The sequence below is a fragment of the Flavobacterium sp. genome, from assembly GCF_965262375.1.
Taxonomy (GTDB): domain Bacteria; phylum Bacteroidota; class Bacteroidia; order Flavobacteriales; family Flavobacteriaceae; genus Flavobacterium.
In genome coordinates this window covers 1,784,527-1,805,584 of the sequence record NZ_OZ253527.1, presented here as the reverse complement: position 1 = coordinate 1,805,584, position 21,058 = coordinate 1,784,527, and the positions used below count along the sequence as shown (strand labels likewise).

The 21,058-nt window shown below is 33.9% G+C and carries 23 protein-coding genes and 5 tRNA genes; 11 read left to right on the top strand and 17 right to left on the bottom strand.

What is annotated here, in order from left to right:
- Nucleotides 1-44 precede the first annotated feature (44 nt).
- The 7 genes from proS to rpsT all read left to right on the top strand — a co-directional run bounded on the left by proS (nucleotide 45) and on the right by rpsT (nucleotide 2,529).
- Entirely contained in the window at nucleotides 45-1,523 is a 1,479-nt protein-coding gene (gene proS / locus ACQY29_RS08400) for a proline--tRNA ligase (protein WP_428224767.1), read from the top strand.
- Nucleotides 1,524-1,643: 120 nt separating this feature from the next.
- Nucleotides 1,644-1,715, top strand: a tRNA-Glu gene (locus ACQY29_RS08395).
- 35 nt (nucleotides 1,716-1,750) lie between these two features.
- Nucleotides 1,751-1,822 (top strand) — tRNA-Glu (locus ACQY29_RS08390).
- 24 nt (nucleotides 1,823-1,846) lie between these two features.
- A tRNA-Glu gene (locus tag ACQY29_RS08385) sits at nucleotides 1,847-1,918 on the top strand.
- Nucleotides 1,919-1,953: 35 nt separating this feature from the next.
- Nucleotides 1,954-2,025 (top strand) — tRNA-Glu (locus ACQY29_RS08380).
- Between the two features lie 24 nt (nucleotides 2,026-2,049).
- A tRNA-Glu gene (locus tag ACQY29_RS08375) sits at nucleotides 2,050-2,121 on the top strand.
- A 156-nt stretch (nucleotides 2,122-2,277) separates the two neighbouring features.
- On the top strand, nucleotides 2,278-2,529 hold the full coding sequence (gene rpsT / locus ACQY29_RS08370) for a 30S ribosomal protein S20 (protein WP_428224766.1): 252 nt from the start codon (nucleotides 2,278-2,280) through the stop codon (nucleotides 2,527-2,529).
- A gap of 53 nt (nucleotides 2,530-2,582) precedes the next feature.
- Here the strand turns inward: rpsT and ACQY29_RS08365 are convergent, their stop codons facing one another.
- Nucleotides 2,583-2,738 (bottom strand): hypothetical protein, encoded by a 156-nt coding sequence (locus ACQY29_RS08365; protein ID WP_428224765.1) that lies wholly within the window; start codon nucleotides 2,736-2,738, stop codon nucleotides 2,583-2,585.
- 96 nt (nucleotides 2,739-2,834) lie between these two features.
- Between ACQY29_RS08365 and ACQY29_RS08360 the strand changes: the two genes are divergently transcribed.
- Nucleotides 2,835-3,776, top strand: coding sequence for a polysaccharide deacetylase family protein (locus ACQY29_RS08360; protein WP_428224764.1), 942 nt, complete (start codon nucleotides 2,835-2,837; stop codon nucleotides 3,774-3,776).
- Nucleotides 3,777-3,794: 18 nt separating this feature from the next.
- Here ACQY29_RS08360 and ACQY29_RS08355 read toward each other — a convergent pair whose 3' ends face one another.
- The 7 genes from ACQY29_RS08355 to ACQY29_RS08325 form a co-directional block, all read right to left on the bottom strand.
- Nucleotides 3,795-4,292 carry an endonuclease V gene (locus ACQY29_RS08355; RefSeq protein ID WP_428224763.1) on the bottom strand — a complete coding sequence of 166 codons (498 nt, stop codon included), beginning with the start codon at nucleotides 4,290-4,292 and terminating at the stop codon, nucleotides 3,795-3,797.
- 102 nt (nucleotides 4,293-4,394) lie between these two features.
- Nucleotides 4,395-4,994 (bottom strand): hypothetical protein, encoded by a 600-nt coding sequence (locus tag ACQY29_RS08350; RefSeq protein WP_428224762.1) that lies wholly within the window; start codon nucleotides 4,992-4,994, stop codon nucleotides 4,395-4,397.
- A 93-nt stretch (nucleotides 4,995-5,087) separates the two neighbouring features.
- Nucleotides 5,088-5,669 (bottom strand): Maf-like protein, encoded by a 582-nt coding sequence (locus ACQY29_RS08345; RefSeq protein ID WP_428224761.1) that lies wholly within the window; start codon nucleotides 5,667-5,669, stop codon nucleotides 5,088-5,090.
- Complete coding sequence (locus ACQY29_RS08340) at nucleotides 5,650-6,582, bottom strand: geranylgeranylglycerol-phosphate geranylgeranyltransferase (RefSeq protein ID WP_428224760.1); 933 nt, start codon at nucleotides 6,580-6,582, stop codon at nucleotides 5,650-5,652. The genes ACQY29_RS08345 and ACQY29_RS08340 overlap by 20 nt, the downstream gene beginning before the upstream one ends.
- 69 nt (nucleotides 6,583-6,651) lie before the next feature.
- On the bottom strand, nucleotides 6,652-7,026 hold the full coding sequence (locus tag ACQY29_RS08335) for a four helix bundle protein (RefSeq protein WP_428225895.1): 375 nt from the start codon (nucleotides 7,024-7,026) through the stop codon (nucleotides 6,652-6,654).
- Nucleotides 7,027-7,098: 72 nt separating this feature from the next.
- Nucleotides 7,099-7,626, bottom strand: a complete 528-nt coding sequence (locus ACQY29_RS08330; protein ID WP_428224759.1) for a KdsC family phosphatase — start codon at nucleotides 7,624-7,626, stop codon at nucleotides 7,099-7,101.
- A complete protein-coding gene (locus ACQY29_RS08325) occupies nucleotides 7,619-8,371 on the bottom strand; it encodes a Rossmann-like and DUF2520 domain-containing protein (protein ID WP_428224758.1) in 753 nt (250 codons plus the stop codon). Before ACQY29_RS08325 ends, ACQY29_RS08330 begins: the two co-directional genes overlap by 8 nt.
- A 162-nt stretch (nucleotides 8,372-8,533) precedes the next feature.
- Here ACQY29_RS08325 and ACQY29_RS08320 point away from each other — a divergent pair, with 162 nt between their 5' ends.
- The 3 genes from ACQY29_RS08320 to ACQY29_RS08310 all read left to right on the top strand — a co-directional run bounded on the left by ACQY29_RS08320 (nucleotide 8,534) and on the right by ACQY29_RS08310 (nucleotide 12,813).
- The gene (locus ACQY29_RS08320; RefSeq protein ID WP_428224757.1) at nucleotides 8,534-8,977 is read left to right on the top strand and encodes a hypothetical protein; all 444 of its coding nucleotides are present in this window, start codon (nucleotides 8,534-8,536) and stop codon (nucleotides 8,975-8,977) included.
- 145 nt (nucleotides 8,978-9,122) lie between these two features.
- Nucleotides 9,123-12,260, top strand: coding sequence for a cytochrome c biogenesis protein CcsA (gene ccsA / locus ACQY29_RS08315; protein ID WP_428224756.1), 3,138 nt, complete (start codon nucleotides 9,123-9,125; stop codon nucleotides 12,258-12,260).
- Entirely contained in the window at nucleotides 12,253-12,813 is a 561-nt protein-coding gene (locus ACQY29_RS08310) for a glutathione peroxidase (protein ID WP_428224755.1), read from the top strand. The genes ccsA and ACQY29_RS08310 overlap by 8 nt, the downstream gene beginning before the upstream one ends.
- A gap of 44 nt (nucleotides 12,814-12,857) precedes the next feature.
- On the opposite strand, the gene ACQY29_RS08305 is transcribed toward ACQY29_RS08310, so the two are convergent.
- The 9 genes from ACQY29_RS08305 to ACQY29_RS08265 all read right to left on the bottom strand — a co-directional run bounded on the left by ACQY29_RS08305 (nucleotide 12,858) and on the right by ACQY29_RS08265 (nucleotide 21,052).
- Nucleotides 12,858-13,865: a TerC/Alx family metal homeostasis membrane protein gene (locus ACQY29_RS08305; protein ID WP_428224754.1), complete on the bottom strand. Its 1,008-nt coding sequence runs from the start codon at nucleotides 13,863-13,865 to the stop codon at nucleotides 12,858-12,860.
- 20 nt (nucleotides 13,866-13,885) lie between these two features.
- Nucleotides 13,886-15,394: a helix-hairpin-helix domain-containing protein gene (locus ACQY29_RS08300; RefSeq protein WP_428224753.1), complete on the bottom strand. Its 1,509-nt coding sequence runs from the start codon at nucleotides 15,392-15,394 to the stop codon at nucleotides 13,886-13,888.
- Between the two features lie 11 nt (nucleotides 15,395-15,405).
- Nucleotides 15,406-16,878: a PP2C family serine/threonine-protein phosphatase gene (locus tag ACQY29_RS08295; RefSeq protein ID WP_428224752.1), complete on the bottom strand. Its 1,473-nt coding sequence runs from the start codon at nucleotides 16,876-16,878 to the stop codon at nucleotides 15,406-15,408.
- Between the two features lies 1 nt (nucleotide 16,879).
- Nucleotides 16,880-17,926, bottom strand: coding sequence for a TerY-C metal binding domain-containing protein (locus ACQY29_RS08290; protein WP_428224751.1), 1,047 nt, complete (start codon nucleotides 17,924-17,926; stop codon nucleotides 16,880-16,882).
- A 60-nt stretch (nucleotides 17,927-17,986) separates the two neighbouring features.
- Nucleotides 17,987-18,622 (bottom strand): vWA domain-containing protein, encoded by a 636-nt coding sequence (locus ACQY29_RS08285; protein ID WP_428224750.1) that lies wholly within the window; start codon nucleotides 18,620-18,622, stop codon nucleotides 17,987-17,989.
- Nucleotides 18,623-18,723: 101 nt separating this feature from the next.
- Nucleotides 18,724-19,362 carry a vWA domain-containing protein gene (locus tag ACQY29_RS08280; protein WP_428224749.1) on the bottom strand — a complete coding sequence of 213 codons (639 nt, stop codon included), beginning with the start codon at nucleotides 19,360-19,362 and terminating at the stop codon, nucleotides 18,724-18,726.
- 12 nt (nucleotides 19,363-19,374) lie between these two features.
- On the bottom strand, nucleotides 19,375-19,803 hold the full coding sequence (locus ACQY29_RS08275) for a hypothetical protein (protein WP_428224748.1): 429 nt from the start codon (nucleotides 19,801-19,803) through the stop codon (nucleotides 19,375-19,377).
- 20 nt (nucleotides 19,804-19,823) lie between these two features.
- On the bottom strand, nucleotides 19,824-20,483 hold the full coding sequence (locus tag ACQY29_RS08270; RefSeq protein WP_428224747.1) for a TerD family protein: 660 nt from the start codon (nucleotides 20,481-20,483) through the stop codon (nucleotides 19,824-19,826).
- An 11-nt stretch (nucleotides 20,484-20,494) separates the two neighbouring features.
- A complete protein-coding gene (locus ACQY29_RS08265) occupies nucleotides 20,495-21,052 on the bottom strand; it encodes a TerD family protein (protein WP_428224746.1) in 558 nt (185 codons plus the stop codon).
- Nucleotides 21,053-21,058 lie beyond the last annotated feature (6 nt).

Genomic DNA, 21,058 nt, shown 5'->3' with positions numbered 1-21,058 from the left:
TTTCAACTTTAACAAGTCACAATTTTTGTGCCAAAATATTGACAATGAGCAAGAACTTAACAAAACGCGCAGAGGATTACTCAAAATGGTATAATGAACTGGTAGTTAAGGCGGATTTAGCTGAAAACTCAGCGGTTCGTGGCTGCATGGTTATCAAACCATACGGCTATGCTATCTGGGAAAAAATGCAAGCTCAGCTTGACAAAATGTTCAAAGAAACAGGTCATAGCAATGCCTATTTCCCGCTATTTGTACCTAAAAGCATGTTTGAAGCGGAAGAAAAAAATGCTGAAGGTTTTGCTAAAGAATGTGCTGTAGTTACCCACTACCGTTTAAAAAATGACGAAGATCGACCTGGCAAATTAATGGTTGATCCAAATGCTAAATTAGAAGAAGAATTAATTGTACGTCCAACTTCGGAAGCGATTATTTGGAGTACGTATAAAAACTGGATTCAATCCTACAGAGATTTACCGTTACTCATCAACCAATGGGCTAATGTGGTGCGTTGGGAAATGCGTACCCGTTTATTCTTACGTACAGCAGAATTCTTATGGCAAGAAGGTCATACAGCACACGCTACTAAACAAGAAGCTTTAGACGAAACAGTACAAATGATGAATGTATATGCTGATTTCGTTGAAAACTTTATGGCAATTCCTGTGGTAAAAGGTGTTAAAACTGCTAACGAGCGTTTTGCTGGTGCCGAAGAAACTTTTTGTATTGAAGCATTAATGCAAGATGGAAAAGCCTTACAGGCAGGAACTTCTCACTTTTTAGGACAAAATTTCGCTAATGCTTTTGATGTAAAATTCACAAGCGCAGAAGGCAAACAAGAATATGTATGGGGAACATCATGGGGAGTATCAACTCGCTTAATGGGTGCCTTGATTATGACGCATTCTGATGACAATGGTTTGGTTTTACCACCTAACTTAGCGCCTATCCAAGTGGTAATTGTACCGATTTTTAAATCTGATGAAGAGTTAGAAAAAATTTCCGCAGCAGCAGACGAATTAACTAAATCTTTACGCAAATTAGGCTTATCAGTTAAGTTTGACAACCGTACAACTCAAAAACCAGGATTCAAATTTGCTGAATGGGAATTAAAAGGAGTTCCAGTACGTGTGGCTATAGGACCAAAAGATTTAGAAAACGGAACTTTTGAAATTGCTCGTCGTGACACTTTGACGAAACAAGTGGTAGCAAAAGACAATGTAGTTACATTTATCCAAGATACTTTAGAGCAAATTCAAGAAGAAATGTTCACTAAAGCCTTAGATTTTAGAAATACTCACATTACAGAAGTAAATTCATTTGAAGAATTTAAAGAAGTTTTAGAAAATAAAGGTGGATTTGTTGCTGCACATTGGGATGGATCTTCTGAAACAGAAGAAAAAATCAAAGAATTAACCAAAGCAACGATTCGTTGTATTCCTTTAGATCGCAAAGAAGAAAGTGGCAACTGTGTATTAACAGGAAACCCGTCAAACGGAAGAGTCTTATTTGCAAAGGCTTACTAAAATAGGCAGAAAAAAAGATAAAAAAAATTGCGAGTGCACTTGTAGAAATAAAAAAACTATGTATCTTTGCACTCGCAATACGGAAATGGCAACTTTACTTTAAGAAACCAGAGTACAAATGGCCCGTTCGTCTATCGGTTAGGACTCAAGATTTTCATTCTTGCAAGAGGGGTTCGATTCCCCTACGGGCTACTAACATTGAAATACTGTAACCAAATAAGCCTTATGGCCCGTTCGTCTATCGGTTAGGACTCAAGATTTTCATTCTTGCAAGAGGGGTTCGATTCCCCTACGGGCTACAAATTATTACATTAAGGCTTTTTGGCCCGTTCGTCTATCGGTTAGGACTCAAGATTTTCATTCTTGCAAGAGGGGTTCGATTCCCCTACGGGCTACTAACATTGAAATACTGTAACCAAATAAGCCTTATGGCCCGTTCGTCTATCGGTTAGGACTCAAGATTTTCATTCTTGCAAGAGGGGTTCGATTCCCCTACGGGCTACAAATTATTACATTAAGGCTTCTTGGCCCGTTCGTCTATCGGTTAGGACTCAAGATTTTCATTCTTGCAAGAGGGGTTCGATTCCCCTACGGGCTACAAATTAGTTGTAAATAAGTTTTATAAAATAATGCTTAGTGTCTCAAGTGTTATTTTATTAGTTAAAACCAAAGTGATTAGGTAGCTAATTGTGGGAGGTTTTTCTTTTTTAACTAATAGTTTATAAATTATTATTACAATTAAAATTAAAAGAAAATGGCAAATCATAAGTCAGCTTTAAAAAGAATTAGAAGCAACGAAAAGAAAAGAGTATTAAACAGATACCAACACAAAACTACGCGTAACGCTATCAAAGCTATCCGTATGGCATCTGACAAAGCTGAAGCTACAGCTAAATTACCAGTTGTTATCTCTATGATTGATAAATTAGCTAAGAAAAACATTATACACGATAATAAAGCTTCTAACTTAAAGTCTAAATTAACTAGACACGTTGCAGCTTTATAATTTATAATTAAAGTGTTCAAAAAATGAAATCCCGATACTGTCGGGATTTTTTTTTATTCCAACTTTTCTACCCACTTACAATAGGAACAATCTAAATAACGTGAGTTCGATGTAAATTTAATCTGAATATCCGTCACTTCGAGTGATTTTCTGTAGGAAAACGAAGGAAAATCATATCGAGAAGTATCAGCAATAAGTTCTCGATACATTTTTTGTTCCATTTTAGTACACAAAAAATACCGAACAGACGGGAAATACTAAATACCACATAATTATAAATTGAACTCACGTTAAATAATAGCAACATGAAAACATTTTTAAGATTTGCATGTATTAACGCATTTGTGTTACTTTTTTTAACTCCTTGTCATGCGCAAAATCAAGTTGCCATCACTATTGACGACGTACCTAATACAGAAAAATATGAGCAAGATGCTTTCAATCCTGTCTTGTTAAATGTATTAGATAGTTTACAAATTCCTGTAGCTGTATTTATTAATAAAGGAAAATTAGAAAAGACGATTCATAAAATGAAAAATTATGAATTGTTAGAGAAATGGATGAACAAAGATTATGCTACTTCGGGAAACCACACTTATAATCATGCTCGTTATTCTGATGTAGGATTCAAAGCATTTGTAAATGAAGTTAAAAAAGGTGGAAGGTTGAAAAAAATGAATAAAAAAACCAACACACCCAAGTATTTTCGCTTTCCATATAATGATTTAGGAAAAGATAGTCTGCAACATGTTCAGATAAAAGAATTTTTAAATCAAAAGGGATATTATATAACACCTTTTACTATTGAGAGTATTGACTGGATGTATAATTCCGTTTATGAATATTATTTAAAGAAAAACGATACTCTAAATGCTTTAAAAATAGGAAGGGATTACATTGCTAAAACAATTGAATACTTCGACTATTTTGAGAGGTTAGCTCAGCAAAAATACAATAGACCAATAAAACATATTTATCTTTGTCACGACAATTCCATAAACGCTAATTATTTACCACTTTTAATTACTTGTTTAAAGGAAAAGAAATACTCTTTCATATCACTTAATGAAGCATTGCAAGACGAAGTGTATAAACAAGAGTCGGTTTATTATAAAAAATGGGGTGTTTCATGGCTGTATCGATGGATGCCTAATCAAAAAGAAAGAACAACATACATAAAAAACGAACCTTCAACGCAAGAAATAGAATCGCTTTATGCTAATTTAATTGAAAATAAAAGCAAATAACATTGAATAGGCTTATGTTTACTCTTTGGTCATGGTATCTAAGCTTTTCAAAATAGTTGGAAAACGATAGTTGCCTTTCATTTTTTGAATACAACTTACAGCGTCCATTACATCCATCCCGATAGCAGAAATATAGAGAGGCTTTTTACTTTCACCACGATATAAAGGAAAAACGGTGTTTTTGTTCGCATGAAAAGAGTTTTTAGCCACACCAATTACCGGGATTTTCGGGTCAAGATATTCCCAAACATAGCCACCCAAACCGTATTTTAAGGCATCATCAACATACACATAGCCATCGACTACTATTAGATCAATTTTCTCTAGAGGGATTTTTTGTAACAAACTTGTAATACAAGGCAACTCTCTTTTAAAGAAAGCACCAGGTTCATAATCTGAAACCCCTTCAAGTGTATCAATGATAACTTCACGGGCTTGTTCATCTTCCCATTCGAATAATACACCCACGGATTTTGCGGTGTTTTCTATATAATAGACATCTATAGCTAAAATCATTATTTATATTTTTTTTTAAAATCCTGAAATTAAAAAAACAAACATACCACAAAAAAAACAGAGAACCGAAGTCCTCTGAATTTCTATTATAAGTAAGATAGCTTAAAATCTTCTTCCACGTCCGTGCCCATTGCCATTTCCGTGACCTTCTCCACGACCATGACCTTCACCACGACCTCTGTCGTTATCTTCTCTTTTATAGTATTCATCATCACCGCCTCTGCGTTCATCTCCTCTTCTGTAATAATAATCGTCATTATCATAATCGCGGTAATCACGACGGTCTACATAAGCTACTGCATTGCCTCTTCTTGCATAAACAGGACCGTAATATTCGCGGTGGTAATTTCTATAACCGTTTTTCCAGTAATGTTTTCTGTGATAATCAAAAGAAGTCCAAGGACAATTTCCTCGATAGTCTACAACCACTCTAGGGGCTCTGTGTATATCATAACCTCTGCAATAATCAGGTAAATATTCTGAACGACACCAACCTCTTGGTCCAAAATAAATATAAACTTGTGCAAAATTATCATAGTAACATTCTAATTCTGGCAAATATACATATTGCACACGCTCTTCGTAATAATTACCGCACCAAGTAGGACGCGTACCTATATTTAAGCTTACGGAAACTTGCGCTTGTGATTGCAAAGTAAACAGGACTAAAAAGGCTCCGAAAATAAATTGTAACTTTTTCATAATATCTTTTTATTGGGATTAATACTATAACGATTTATGTTGCATTATAGTATCCAATTACTGTGCCAAAAGATTTATGATAGTCTTAACAATTTAAAATTTTAACAAGTACTGATATACCTTTTCTGTTGGTAAACCCACCACATTGGTATAAGAACCTTCTATTTTAGCAATTCCAATTAACCCTATCCAATCTTGTATTCCGTAGCTTCCTGCTTTATCAAAAGGTTTGTAGTTTTCTAAATAATAATGGATGGCTTCATCAGATAAATCTCCAAAAGTAACTTTCGTAATCTCGTTGATGATTTCTTCTTTTTCAATGGTTTTAAAACAAACAGAAGTAATTACTTCGTGGGTCGCATTGGCTAATGATTGTAGCATTTGAAAGGCATCTTCAAAATCTTTAGGTTTGCCCAATGCTTCTCCTTTGTGCCAAACCAGCGTATCACTGGTTACCAAAAGTTCATTGGGCTTTAAATCGCCTTCAAAAGCGGAGGCTTTTAATTGCGCCAAATAATCTGTGATGGCTAAGAATTGCAAAGAATCGGGATAAACTTCGTCGACTTCTTTCAATCGAATTTCAAAGTCAACATCAAAATCTTTGAAAAATTGTTGGCGTCTAGGCGACCCTGACGCTAATATAATGGTGTAGTCTTTAAACTTGTTGCGTAGCATAATAATACATATTTAAACCGATAACCCCAATGGCTAAAATTCCTAAGAAAATAACAAGTCGCAACACTTGACTCAAATGTTTGAACTCTTTTTTCTGGCTTGCCCAAGCCATTTTGATACTAAAATATAATAACGGACCTATAATAGCTAACAAGATATAGAGCGTTGCATAAAGCAATTCAAACAAATTAACATAGGTGTAATATAATAACATTCCTATTGGAATAAATGTCAATCCACAAACTATTTTAGCTGTCCTATTAATCCCTAACACGATAGGCAATGTTTGTATCCCTTGGTTGTAATCGCCTTTCACATCTTCGAGGTCTTTTACCAATTCTCTTAAAAAATTAATCACAAAAGCGATGATGGAAAAATCAAATAAAACTGAAAATGCCGTTAGTAATTGTGGTTTATTATAAGGAGTAATAGCTGGAAACAACACAAACAACCCAATAATTAAGATGCTAAAAGCTAGTAACAAGGATACGATTATGTTTTTGACCAAAAGAATTCCTTTCCAACTCGTAGCATACAGATACAACGAAGCGGAACATAAAATAAAAACGATGACAAAATTAGGATGTTCAATAAGTCTTGATAAATAAAACCCAATTCCCACACCTGTGAGTGTAAAGCCTACATACAAATTATAAGCTTGACTTTCGGTAATGGATGTTCCTACGATTTTTTTTTCAGGTTTGTTTATCGCATCAGCTTCCTGGTCAAAAATATCATTAATAATGTAACCTCCAGCGGTGATACATACTGTTGCCAGTATTAACAAAAAGTACTGCCAAGGCTGGAGTACTAAAGGGATATTTTGAAAATTTAAAAACCCATAATACACCACCAGTTGCATCAATGCAATCAGGAGTAAATTAGGATAACGAATGAGGTTGAGGTATTTCATTTTTCTCGAGTAATCAGTGGTCAGTATTCAATGGTCAGTATTCAGTGGTCAGGATTCAGTGTTCAGTGTTCAGTGTTCAACATGTACTCCAAATTTTGAAGGATTCAGTATCATATAATTTATAAGTTTACCTATTTCATCGCTTTCTAAAAATAGTTCTTCATAGATTTCTTGATTTAAATATTCACAATGTAAAGCAAATTCCAACCAGACTTGTGTTTCAGAATTTTCTGCATCTGCATCAGTTAATTTACTATGAAAATGCTTTGGATAATCTCTTTTTCTATACGATTCAGCAATATTTGCACAAACACTTCTGGAAGAACGTCTTACTTGGTCAGTCAAAGAATACGTTTCCTCTTTAGGAAAACTTTTAGATAGCTTAAATATTTTCATAGCAAGCGAAAAAGCTTTTTTATAAGCCAATAATTCTTGAAACCGCATCATCTTAGTAAAAATTTAGTTTGTTTATAAACACCTCACAAAAACTGAACATTGAGCACTGAATACTGAATACTAAAAAAACTTCCCATTAAAATACGTATTCCATTTCCCTTGCACTTTCATCACTTGCTCAATAACATCACGTACGGCACCTTTACCGCCATTTACATGTGAAATATAAGTGGAAATACTTTTAATCTCAGGGCTTGCATCTTGCGGGCAAGTAGGCAATCCTACTTTTTGCATGACGTGATAATCAGGAATATCATCCCCCATATACAATACGTTTTCAGGCTGGATTTGGTAGAGGTTACAGTATTCCTTAAAAGTTGCTACTTTATCAGGAGAGCCTAAATAAATATCGTTAATTCCTAAATTTTTCAAACGAATACGAACGCCTTCGTTGCTCCCACCCGAAATAATACACACATGATAACCACTTTCCACAGCCGCTTTCATAGCAAAGCCATCGCGAATGTTCATTTCCCGTAACATTTCACCTGTAGGGGTTATATGCACTGTTCCATCAGTAAGTACCCCATCGACATCAAATACAAACGTATTGATATCATTCATTATTTCTTTATAACTTTTAGACATGGTCTATAATTGATTTGGTTAGTAATTTATAAATATCTTTTTGAGTAGCATCCGTTAGAAATTGCAGATGCGCATTTATCGTACCGGTATCCTGTCGTTTGGCTGGCCCTGTTTGTGCTTCCAAAGGTGATAGCGTTCTAATTTTATCGGCCGTTTCTTGAATCAGCGGGTGCAAAATTTCAAAAGGAATGTTATTTTCTTGACAAATTTCATTCCCCATTTGGTATAAATGATTTACAAAATTACACACAAAAACTGCGGAAACATGCAAAGCCTTACGTTGAGAAGAACTAATTGCGTAACATTTATCGCTAATGGAGTTACCTACAGCTTCTAAAAGTTGAAAATCCTTCTCATTTTCAGCTTCCAAACAAATAGGAATACTTTTAAAATTTACAGCTTTATTTTTTGAAAAAGTCTGTAGTGGATAAAAGACACCTTTTCGAAAACGTTCTGGTAATACCTCCATAGCCACTGTGCCAGAAGTATGAACAACCAATTTATTAGAAAAGGGGATTTGCTCAGCCACAGCAAGAATAGCATTATCGGTAACAGAAATAATATATACATCAGCTTCCAATAGCTCATCTATTTGGTGTACCAACGGCACTTTAATTGACGGAGCTAAAGTAACATTCGGATTGCGCGTGTACACTTGCAACAAACGAATATGCTCATTATTTGAAAAAACTTCAAGCAAATGTGTAGCCACATTGCCCGTTCCTAATACGACTGCTGTTATCATGTAGCGAAAATACTAAAAAAAGGCGGTCTCACAAAAACCAATAACTACGGGGCTTTTAGCTTTATCGATTATATTTTGTTAAAAAGTTTACCTTTTTTATTTCTCATTAAAAATAAATTTATCTATATTGGACAAATAATTTAACCTAAAAATCAATATGTTATGAAGAAGTTATTAAGTTTAGCCCTTTTGTTAATCAGTTCTTATGCAGGTTTCAGTCAAATTAAAGTTGTTCCTACCACTCCATTAGAACGTTTGGGAAGAGTAAACAACAGCTCTATTTATGTACATAAAGAAGGTAATTTATACACTTTTTATTATAAAGACATTGAAAACCCAGAAGAATCACCTATTAGAAATTTTTCCTTTAAAAATCTAGAAGGAGATTATGATAATTTCTTTAAAGTTATCATGGACGGTTTTAATGCATCACCTATGTACGATATCAAATTAGAATTACCGAATGATTTTGTTTGGTTACATTACAACAAAACAACAGCTAAAGTGACGGTACAATTCATGACCACAAATAAGGCTAATGGAACAACAGGTATTTCAGAAGCGATGTCTCCAGAGGATGTAAAAAAATTATTCGAAAAAGCTTAATTTTTTTAAAATACAACAACACAAGCGAAATCTATTTCAGGTTTCGCTTTTTCATTTTATAAAAAACTCTTAAAAAAACCAAGTAAATCCAAGTAAACGAATTCAATTTAGTATTTTTGTGGCACTTAAATTGAAATTCCAAATCATGGATAAAAAAATATTTTCGTTCCTGTTTTCTACACGATTGATGGCTGTATTGTTTCTAGTTTTTGCTGCCGCTATGGCTGCGGGAACTTTTATTGAAGACGCTTATAATACGGACACCGCTCGAATTATTATTTACAACGCTTGGTGGTTTGAAGCTATTATTGTGTTTTTTGTTATCAATTTCATGGGTAACATCAAACGTTATCAATTGTATAAAAAAGAAAAATGGGCCACCCTTATCTTGCATCTTTCTTTTCTGTTCATCATTGTAGGTGCATTTATCACTCGTTATATCAGTTATGAAGGAATAATGCCCATACGCGAAGGTGCAACTGAAAATCAATTTTATTCAGACCGTACTTTTTTGACCTATTTTGTAGATGGGATGCACGAAGGCGAATTTAAAAGACGAGTGTTTGAAGAACCGCTTTTACTTTCTGGAGCCTTAGACAATCATTTTGTTAAGAATGAAAATTTTGACAAAATTCCTTTCAAAGTAGAATTGGTCGATTTTATCATGGGAGCAAAAGAAGTGGTTAAGCCTGCCGCTAACGGTAAATTATTCCTAAAAATGGTTGAAGCTGGCGAAGGTGGTCGTCATGAACATTATTTGGTGGAAGGACAAGTCGCGAGTATTCACAACATACTTTTTGCTTTAAACCAATATACTAAAGGAGCCGTAAATATTACCATTACCGATAAAGGAGCTACCATAGAAACACCATTTAACGGTAACTTTATGCGTATGGCTGACCAATTGAAAGGGCAAGTGATTAAGGACCAAAAAACGGAATTAATGTACCGTTCATTATACAACGTTGGCGGGGCACAATTTGTATTTCCAGAAGCTGCTGTCAAAGGAACTAAAACCTATAAATCTAATGGTAATTATAAAGACAAAGAAACCAATGATGCTTTAGTTATAAAAGTCACTAATGAAGGCAAAGAAAACACCATTACGCTTTTAGGTCAAAAAGGAAGTCCAGGAGAACCGGTCGCTTTCAAATTAGGAAGTTTGGAATACACCTTCCAATTTGGTAGTAAAATTTATGAATTGCCGTTCAAAGTACGTTTAAATAAATTTATCGCTACAAAATATCCAGGTACTGAGAAAAGTTATTCAGCCTTTGAAAGTCAAGTAACTATTTTAGATAAAAAACCTTTTGACGCACGTATTTACATGAATCATATTTTAGACCATGAAGGCTATCGCTTTTTCCAATCGGGTTTTGACCCTGATGAAAAAGGCACAAAATTATCTGTAAACCATGATTTCTGGGGGACTTGGTTGACCTATGTTGGATACACATTACTTTACTTGGCGATGATAGCTATTTTGTTCTTTGGCGATACACGCTTTAATAGCTTAAAAAAGAAATTAGTAGCTGTAAGAGAAAAGAAAGCGGCTTTGATGGTTCTAGTTGCCTTTTTTATGCTTACAGGTACTTTTGCACAAAAACAACACCAACACCGTAACATTCCAACAGAACAACAAATTGATTCGATATTAAAACGCTATCAAGTTACTGAAGAGCAAGCGGCTAAATTTGGTCGATTAATCATTCAGGATGAAGGCGGACGTATGAAACCTATCAACACCTTCTCTTCCGAATTATTGCGAAAAGTAAGTAAAAGAGATAGTTATAAGGACATGAACTCAGACCAAGTGTTCTTGTCGATGACTCAGTTTCCACAGGTTTGGTACGAGATTCCTATCATTTTTATGCAAAAAAACAATGATAGTATTCATAAACTATTAGGTATTGAAAAGAAAGCGAAATATGCAAAATTGATTGATTTCTTTGATGAAAGAGGAAATTATAAATTGTCAACTCAATTAGACAAGGCTTACAAAGCGGCGGTTCCTAACCAGTTTGAAAAAGATTTTATTGATGCAGATAAAAAAGTAAACCTGTTATATTCGGCTATTTCAGGGCAAATTTTAAAAATATTTCCAGTGCCTAATGACAAAGGCAACAAATGGGTAAGTTATTTAGAGTTGAATCATCCTACAGGTACAGCTTTAGATACCGTTAAAAATGTTTTACCTTTTTATTTGAATGCTTTGGATAAAGCTTCGGTTTCTAAAGACTATAAATTAGCCAATAGCTTAGTTATTGGTATTGAAAAATATCAAAAAAAATACGGTGCGAAGGTTCGTCCTAGTGATGAAAAAATTGATACGGAGATTTTATATAATAAGTATGATATTTTTAAAAATCTGTATGGCTGGTATATGCTAATTGGAATTTTGATGTTTATCCTTGTTGTTATCACTATTTTAAACACCAATAAATGGGTTAAATTAGGTGTAAAAACATTCCATTATATCTTAATATTTTTATTTGCGTTACATACTTTAGGTTTAATCACAAGATGGTTTATTTCGGGGCATGCGCCATGGAGTAATGCTTATGAAGCAATTATCTATGTAGGTTGGTCAATTATGGCATTTGGTTTATATTTTGGTAGAAAATCTGAATTGACTGTAGCTTCAACAGCGTTTGTCGCTTCTATGTTATTATGGACGGCACATTTGAGCTGGTTAGACCCGCAAATTGGTAATCTACAAGCGGTATTAAATTCGTATTGGTTGATGATTCACGTTGCCATCATAGTAGGGAGCTACGGCCCCTTTGCTTTAGGTGCAATTTTAGGCTTGGTTGCTATGTTGTTGATGTTGTTTACCAATAAAAACAACAAGAAAAAGATGGATTTGAGCATTAAGGAAATTACTTATATCAACGAAATGGCATTGACCGTTGGTTTAGTTATGCTTACCATAGGAAACTTCTTAGGTGGTCAATGGGCTAACGAGAGCTGGGGACGCTACTGGGGTTGGGACCCTAAAGAAACTTGGGCCTTAATCAGTATTATGGTCTATGCTTTTGTGATTCACATGCGTTTTGTTCCCGCTTTAAGAGGTAAATTGATTTATAATTTCTTTAGCGTTTTAGCTTTTGCTTCTATTTTAATGACGTTTTTTGGAGTGAATTTCCATTTAAGTGGCTTACACTCGTATGCAACAGGCGAACGTCAAAATGTAGAAATATACATTCAAATTCTAATTGTATTTTTAGTGTTTTCTGCCTTAGTCTATTTCAAAACTCGTAAATTGAAAAAACAAGATGCGTAAATTTATTGTAACTTTACTACTAGCTTGTTCGACTTTTGTATTCGGACAGCAAACTTCATTAAACAAAACAAAAATGAACACAATTTATACTTTTAAAGTAAAAGACATCAGCGGAAAAGAATTTGACTTAGCCTCCTTAAAAGGAAAAAAAGTAATGCTTGTAAACACCGCTTCCGAATGTGGTTTAACACCTCAATACGCACAATTAGAAGAATTGTACGATGCCTATAAGGATAAAAATTTTGTCATTATCGGGTTTCCTGCTAATAATTTTGGAGCACAAGAGCCCGGTTCAAATGCAGAAATTGCAACTTTTTGCCAAAGAAACTACGGTGTTTCCTTTCCTATGATGGAAAAAATTTCGGTGAAAGGCGAAGATACACATCCGTTGTACCAGTTTTTAACTCAAAAGCATCTCAATGGAGTTACTGACAGTGAAGTAAAATGGAATTTTCAGAAATATCTAATTGACGAAAATGGTCATTTAGCAAAGGTTATCTCTCCTCAAACACTCCCTATAGACGAAGAAGTTGTTAATTGGATTAAATCATAAAAAAAAGCGGTCAATGACCGCTTTTTTTTATGATTTAAGGATATTTAAACCTTTTCAGCATCATCCTTATCAGGAAACATAATTGACAATAGCACCGAAATTACCAATACTACACCAATGATAATTAGTGAAACCACTGATTCGATATGATAAAAAGGTGAAATAATCATTTTAACCCCAATGAAAGATAAAATAACTGCCAATCCATAAGGCAACTTATTGAATAAATGGATAAAATTATCTAATAAAAAGAACAAAGCACGTAACCCTAGAATGGCAAAAATATTAGACGTATAAAGAATAAATGGATCATTAGAAATCGCAAAAATCGCAGGAATAGAATCTACAGCAAATAATAAATCGGTAAATTCAATAACAGCCACAACCACTAATAAAGGGGTCGCTAATTTTTTTCCATTTTCATAAGTAAAGAATTTATCCCCGTCATAATAATCACTTACACTAAAGAATTTTCTAATCAATCTTGCTCCACGAGAATCGTTAAAATCCTCTTCTTCGTCATCATCGCCAGCTGACCATGATTTGATTCCGGCATACACAAGAAATATTCCAAAAAGGGTAAGTATAATATTCACATCATATTTAAATCCTTGCATTCCTAACAATTCCATTATTTTATTCAAATAGGTCAATTTGATTAAGAATGTTCCTGAAAAAATAAAAATTGCTCGCAACACTAACGCTCCAATGATTCCCCAAAAAAGCACTTTATGCTTATTTTGATTGGCTACATCAAAGAATTTAAAAACTAATATAAATACAAACAAATTATCAACCGACAATGCTTTTTCAATCCAATACGCCGATTGAAATTCGAAAAATTTAGAAGCTCCAGCGTAATAATAAACGAGTCCACTAAAAGCCATGGCTAACATAATCCATACCGCTGACCATGTTACCGCTTCTTTATTAGATACTTCGTGGCTTTTCTTGTTGAAAATACCTAAGTCTAATAACAACATAAATAAAATTACTACACCAAAGGTTACGACTAACCAAGGATGTTCTTGAAAAATTGGATGATTGTTCATATTTGAGTTTTAATTATTAATTATTTATTAGCCATCGTTACTAACATAACGCGACCACCTTCTTCTTTTGACAGTACTATTTGTTTACCATCAGTGATTTCGAGCATTTCACCAATAGCGATTTGCTTATTTTCAGTTTTATCAATCAAACTTTCTAGTTTCTGATTAACAAAAACCCATTTATCATTATAGAACGTAAAATAACCAACTGGCTTTTTCTGTTCAAAGGTTAATTTCTCATTGCGAATAACATTCTTATTAACATGCCATTGAAATAAATATTGATTATGATACACCATTAGTCGATGATTTTCTTGTCGCCAAACCCCTTCTTTATATTGTGAATAAAAATCCAAAACTGGGAGCGTTCCTTTATGATTAGTATTACAAAAAGGACATTTGGGGGCATTCGTATTATCAAAAACATACCATTTTTGATCACAAGCTGTATTATGACAACTTTGAACTAAATCAGAGGTCTTTAACAATGCAATTTCCCATTCATCAGCTGTGGGTCGAAGCATTGGATTATGCAACCCTTCTATAAAAGCTCTATCAAATAAAGGTTTTAAATAAGGTCCTGTAATTGTATAAGGCAATTTTTCAACGTCATTCCAAAACTGATCCCATTTAGAAACTTGATCCATTTTAGGACGATTGCTTAAATCAGTTGGATGCTCAATAAATAAAGCTTTTTCCCCCATAGATAGCAAATCGTCTTTTTCAGTGTCTAAATCATGTACCTTACCTCCCTTTAATGGATGACGATGCAATAAATACATATATATTAAACAAGCCAGTGCATGTAAATCAGTCAATCGATTTGGTAGCTTCCTATTTGGGTCATTTTTACTTAAATGCTTTGTAGCTAAAACTTCTGGAGCTATAAAATCAGCAGTACCAATAACTTCTGCAGGAAAAATACCAGGCACTACTAATCCATCTAAGTCAATCATACATGCTGCACCAGTTTGCGGATCAACCAATACATTATTATAGGATAAATCAGAATGAGAAAGCCCCATCTGGTGCATTTTTTTTACACCTCTTGAAAGGTTTATACAAATCTGAAAATAGTTTAACCAATTTCCTAATTCAGAAGTATCTAAGCTCAAAGGAAATAATTTGTTTCTAAATTTTGCCCCTGCAAACCATTTCCCATTTTTTTCTTCACCTTGGATTAAATCCTGATTAGCGTATCCTTTTTTGAAAAAAAACTTAGGATTATAAATTGGAACAATGATTCCTGTTTTACCATTATTTTCAACCACATCAGTAGGCCATCTAAAAATTTCTTCTAAATAGTAAGTACCTGTATCGTGGTTTTTAATTCGAGTTAAATACTCTGTCGCTATTTTTTTTAACCGTTCCTTTTGATTGAAATCTTGTTTCTCTTTAAAAATCGCAACCACATACTTTCTGTCGGGGCTAAAATAAACGTCTTTTGCTGTACCGCTTTTGGGTTCACCTGTATCTACATACTGGTAAGTAGCATCGTTTATAATTGATTTAACAGTAATTATTGACATTTCAAAAAATATTAAAAAACTATAGCTAAGGTTCTATCATCATGATTTCCTGGACTCCAAAAATCCATCCATTTAGAAAGCTGGTTAGTTATTTCGACATTATTTTTTTCAAATACTACCGCAGCACCATCTTCATTTTTACCCTGCAAATCTTCAAAAAAAGCATTCCAAACCTCCACTTTTTCTAAATTGGCTTCAACAACAAATTTAGCATCATATATACCATCCGTCATTAGAACCAAATACGAAAAATCATCCACTAATTTAAAACCAAATCGAGTATGAAATTTATCATTTGTAAAAATTTCAGGCATCGTAATAAATCTTGTTCCTCCTCCAAATTCACCAACATCTAACCAATTCATTAATGTCACTTGGCTTTTATCTACATTCATTATCCCAATAGGACAATCACCAACGCCAAAACTAAGTATTGCATAACCAAAATCAAACTTCTTAAACAAAGAAAAAATCAAAGTTGTATGCAACTCTTTGCTTTCAAAATCATTAGCAAGTGCAAATTCATCAAGTTTATTATGAACCTGTCGAACACATCCTCCTAAAAGCGAGTAAATATATCTACTAATGGCGATTTGACTCGAAGTTTTTTTAGTTAAAGTATCTGCCTCCGAATTTTCTAATTGCTCTTCTGTAGTACTAACCCCTTCCTTAGACACTTGGTTTTGCTCTTTTATCAGTGTTTCAAGTTCATTAACTTTATCTGTTGTAAATAATGTTTCAAAATAATGAACTACCTCCTGACAAGCTATAGCCGAACCTTGCCTTGATAATTTAGCACTACCAGCTCCATCAGCGACGGCAACTACATTCCATCCTAAATTATCAAAAGATTTATATGCAAAATCATCGTCTCTAAAACTTCCTACATTGGCATGTGAACGCCCTCTTTTGGAAGCTACCACAAGGCTTTTTGTACCAAGAGTATCCAAAATAGCCACTTCATCTTCTTTCCAATACTTATCCTCTTTATCACTTGGTAAATTTTTCCATAATGATTTTGGATTAGCATTAATAATCAAATTGATATTTTTTTCATTCAGAATGCTGTTTTCACTTTCGCCTTTGACTCTAAAAATTAATTTAATTTTAAAATCTCCAGAAATTGTTGGAATACCCGTTAAAACTTCTTCCTCTTTATCATAAACCAATCCGATTTCATCTAAACCAATTATTTCAGAATAAACGATTTTATCCCAATTTAACTTTACGAAATCAAACTTATAAGTGTATGATTTATCTACAGTTCCATTAGGGATTTGAACCTGGTTATGAATAATATCGTATATAGCTTCTTTAATCTGCCAATTTTCCATTAATTTTTCTTGATAGTTTTTAATCAACGTTATGGTTTCAACTACTTCTATTTCATTTGAAAAAGAATCTAACAAATCTTCTTTAGTTGTACTGCCTTCTTTTTGATTCGCTTGTAGCAGTCGTAATACATATTCTTTAGCAATTGACATATTAACCTAAAGCTCTATTAACATCAAAACTTCCATCACCAAAGCCATAACTCCCTTGACTATTACACCAAGGACAAGTACTCACTTCTTCATGGCCAATACAGTGTATTTTGCCACAACGACATAAAGCAAAGCCATATTGATTCCCACAACAAGGGCAGGCTGGTGAACCTATTAATTCATCGCTATTAATTTTAGTATCTATCTGACTTTCGTCTGATAATTCAAAATAGGAATTATCTATTTGAAATCCTCCAACTAATCTATAGGCTCGCGTCTCCAACCCAGAAAATCCAGAAGGCTCAATAAATTTTCTGTATTTCATCAAATACGGGCGCTTACTATTTTGACACTTAGCCGTCAAAACCACATAATTATTATCATGATATGCCGCTGGATGGTTATGTTTCGTCAAATCAATTTTTTGAATCGTATCGTTATCAATTTCGGCTAATTCGAAGCCTGATGCATTATTTTCAACACTGATACTGCTGGTCTTTATTGAATCTGTAATCCATTTAAAGAATTTCTTATAATCTTGTTCTGATGCATTATTAAAATACAATACATGTTCCGTTAATTCACTTAAAATTGTAGCATCCGTTTGGTCTCCAAAAGAAATTGCTACTAAATTAGCCGTATTTGACCAGTTTTTTTTCCACTCCTCTATAGCTGTTCGAGCATCATCTGTGGGAACACCATCGGTAAACAAAAACACTATTGGTTTCCAATCGCCTTTTCGTTCTAAAGTAGTTTTTACAGTATTTTTTCTTAGTTCAAACATTAAATGTCCTAAACCTCTACTTAAAGAAGTACCTCCCCCAATAGGAAACTTAGGTGGATAAAAATTAACTAATTCTTGCAATGGTACCAATGTTTTAGCTTGGCCAGCAAAAATAAGTATCGATACCCAAGCCGTTTCAATAGCATAAGGGTCTTGCTTTAAGGCTTTAATGATAGTTGCCATACCATCCTCTACGTATTGTATTTGCTCTCCAACCATAGATTCTGAAACGTCAATTAAAAAATATATTGGTAGTTTTCTCATTGTTAGATTATTTGATGTAAATTATTTAGTGTACACTTAAAAAGAGCTACAAAAACTTTCTTAAACAATCAAAGTTATCTCTGTTGGAGGAGGAGGCAACGCAACCGTTTCTCCTGTACCTTGACTTTTGTTCCCTTGTTCAATGGTTTCAGATACCCATTTAAAAAATTGTTTTAGTGTGGCGCTATCTGCATTGTCCAAATGCACTACATCATTTGTGAGCAACTTCAATTTGGAATCATCTGCTAAATTTCCAGCCGCACATGCCACTATGGCTCCAAAATTCAAACTTTTGATTTTAGGCGCAACAGATTCATACAACTGAATATCAGAAGGTTTCCCATCTGTAAAAAGAAATAACAAAGGTTTCCAATCTCCTTTTTGCTCTTCATTTCCTCTTACGACTTCCTTTTGCACTTTTTCATACAATAGTTCTAAAGCTTGTCCTGTATGAGTTGGACCACTTTGAGGACAATCGATTTCAGGCAATTGAAACATGGCTAATTCCGTAAGCGGACATATTTCTTTTACTTCTCTATTAAAAGTAATAATACTCAACCACAAAGAATCTAAAGCTAAAGGGTCTTGACGTAGCGAGCTTATCATACCGCTAAGTGCATTATTTAAGGCTTGAATAGGTTCACCATACATAGAACCTGAAGTATCCAACAAGAAATAGACGGGTAATCTTCTCATAGTATTTATTTTGCAAAACTTCCTAAACACAAATCTAAGTTTTTAGGAAGCTCTAGTTTTTTAATGTTTATTTGAATAGCAATATTACAATTTCACCTAATTTAGATTACAATATTCAATTCAGGTGGCGGCGGTGGCAATTCTTTAAGTCCACTTATTTCTTTTCCACTATCTTCAACTTTTGTAGAAGAAACACTTATTGAAGCCGAAACCCATTGAAAAAACTTAGCAATACTTGTACTGTCTGCATCGTCTAATTGAACAACATTAGGCGTAATTTTTTTCAGCACTTCAGTGTCAGCTGATTTTCCCGCAGCACATGCCACAGTCATAGCGGTACTTTGCAATGAAAAAGCTTGTAGACCTGATTGCCAATCGTCGGTAGGAACACCATCGGTCATTATAAACACTAAGGGCTTCCAATCCCCTTTTTTGACCATTGTAGTTTTAGCTACTTCTGAATCTATACGTTCTGAAAGCAACTTAAGGGCATCGCCTAACACAGTAACCCCAGTTGCTTTGATATCAACCATTTGAAAAGATGCCAAATCAGTTAAAGGAATTATTTGTTGCGCAATATTATCAAAAGTTATGACACTGATAAAAGCCGTTTCAATAGCTTGCGGGTTCTGACGGAGTGAAGCAATCATTACTTGCACTCCGTTTTTAACCGCTTCTATTGGCTCACCAGTCATGGAACCCGAAGTATCTAATACTAAATAAACTGGTAATCTTCTCATCGAATACTTACTTTATCTAGGAATATTATACGTAGATTGATTTGAATCAACAGTTTCAGCTTCTGCATATTCAGCCCCTCCATTATACATTCCATTGATGTTATAGGTAGTTGTATCAGCTTCAGGGTCGTGTTGAATTAACTCTGATAATACTTCTTGAGTCAAATCTTTACCTCCAGTAATATGTCTATACATAGCCCCTAAAGTGTATACTGGTCCCCAAGGTAATCCCCACCATCCTAATAAAAAGTTTACGATTATAAACGGATACGAATATTTAATGGTATTTTCCCCTGGACGCACAAAAAAGATTGCAGAACCTCTTTTTAAAGTCATTACGACAAATGAAATTGTATAAGGAAATACAACAAATTTTGCCCCTTGATTTACTAATTCTCTAATTTGGGATACACTTAATCCTTCTATGTTCTTAATACTCATGTTTTAGTTTTTAGTATGTTTTATAAATAAGATTTTACAATTCTGTGGATAGTTTGTCCTAAGAATACATCTTCTGTTGGGTCACCAATAGCACTAAATTTCCATTCCCCATTTCTTTTGTATAATTTCCCCATGATGATAGAACGTTTTCCTGCATATTGATTTTCTGCAGAAACATTATAATCAGCAAAAACAGATTTAACAGTTTGAGGTGTACCTTCAAACATTCTAATTTTCGCATAAGGAATCATTGAAAAATCCTCATTACCTGCATTGTTCAAAAAGAAAAAGATTTGACTTGCTTTAGGATTAAGGTTAGAAAGATTTACAGTGATAATTTCATTATCTAATCCATCATCGCCACCTTTATCACCTTCTAAATCGTCACCTGTATGTTTCAATGCTCCATCACTTGTTACCATCTTCCCTTTTGGTAAGCCAAACTGTTGCAGTACTTCTACTCTATACAATGGTGAATACAAATGGTCGCAAATGTTATTATTTTCGTCAATAACTACACAACTCAAATCTAAATCAACATTTTGTGAAGTAGAAGATAAACCAAAAAAAGCTTTCTTTTGAATAGCTCCCCAGTTTACACCCACACAAAAGTCAGTCAAAGTTTCCCCTGAACTTTTTCTTAAATCAATTTTTTGTCCTTTAGTTAAATTTATTGCCATAATTTTTAAGTTTATTTTTGATATTTAGTTAAGAAATCTTGTAATCCTCCTTTTAAACCATTTCCAACAGCTTCAAAACGCCATTCGTCATTGCGCTTGTAAATCCTTCCGAATTCGACCGCTGTTTCTATCGAAAAATCTTCGTCTAATTCGTATTTCACTTGTACTTCGTTAGTTTGTTGGTTCATAATACGAATATAGGAATTACGTATTTGACCAAAATTTTGTCTGCGGTCAGCGGCTTTGTGAATAGTTACTACGAAATTAATTTCATTTACATCCGCAGAAATTTTAGATAAATCGACATTGATAATCTCATCATCGCCATCACCAGCACCTGTTAAATTATCGCCACTATGCACCACAGCCCCATCAGGAGAATTTAAATTATTAAAGAAAACGAAATGATTATCGCTAATCAATTTTCCATCGTTACCTAATAAAAAAACTGAAGCATCTATATCATACGCTTCACCTGTTGCATTTTGATTACTGTCCCAACCTAATCCCACTTTAAAACTTGGCAGTGAAATTTTCTCTCTTTGACCTTTTTCTAAATTTATAGCCATTTTTTT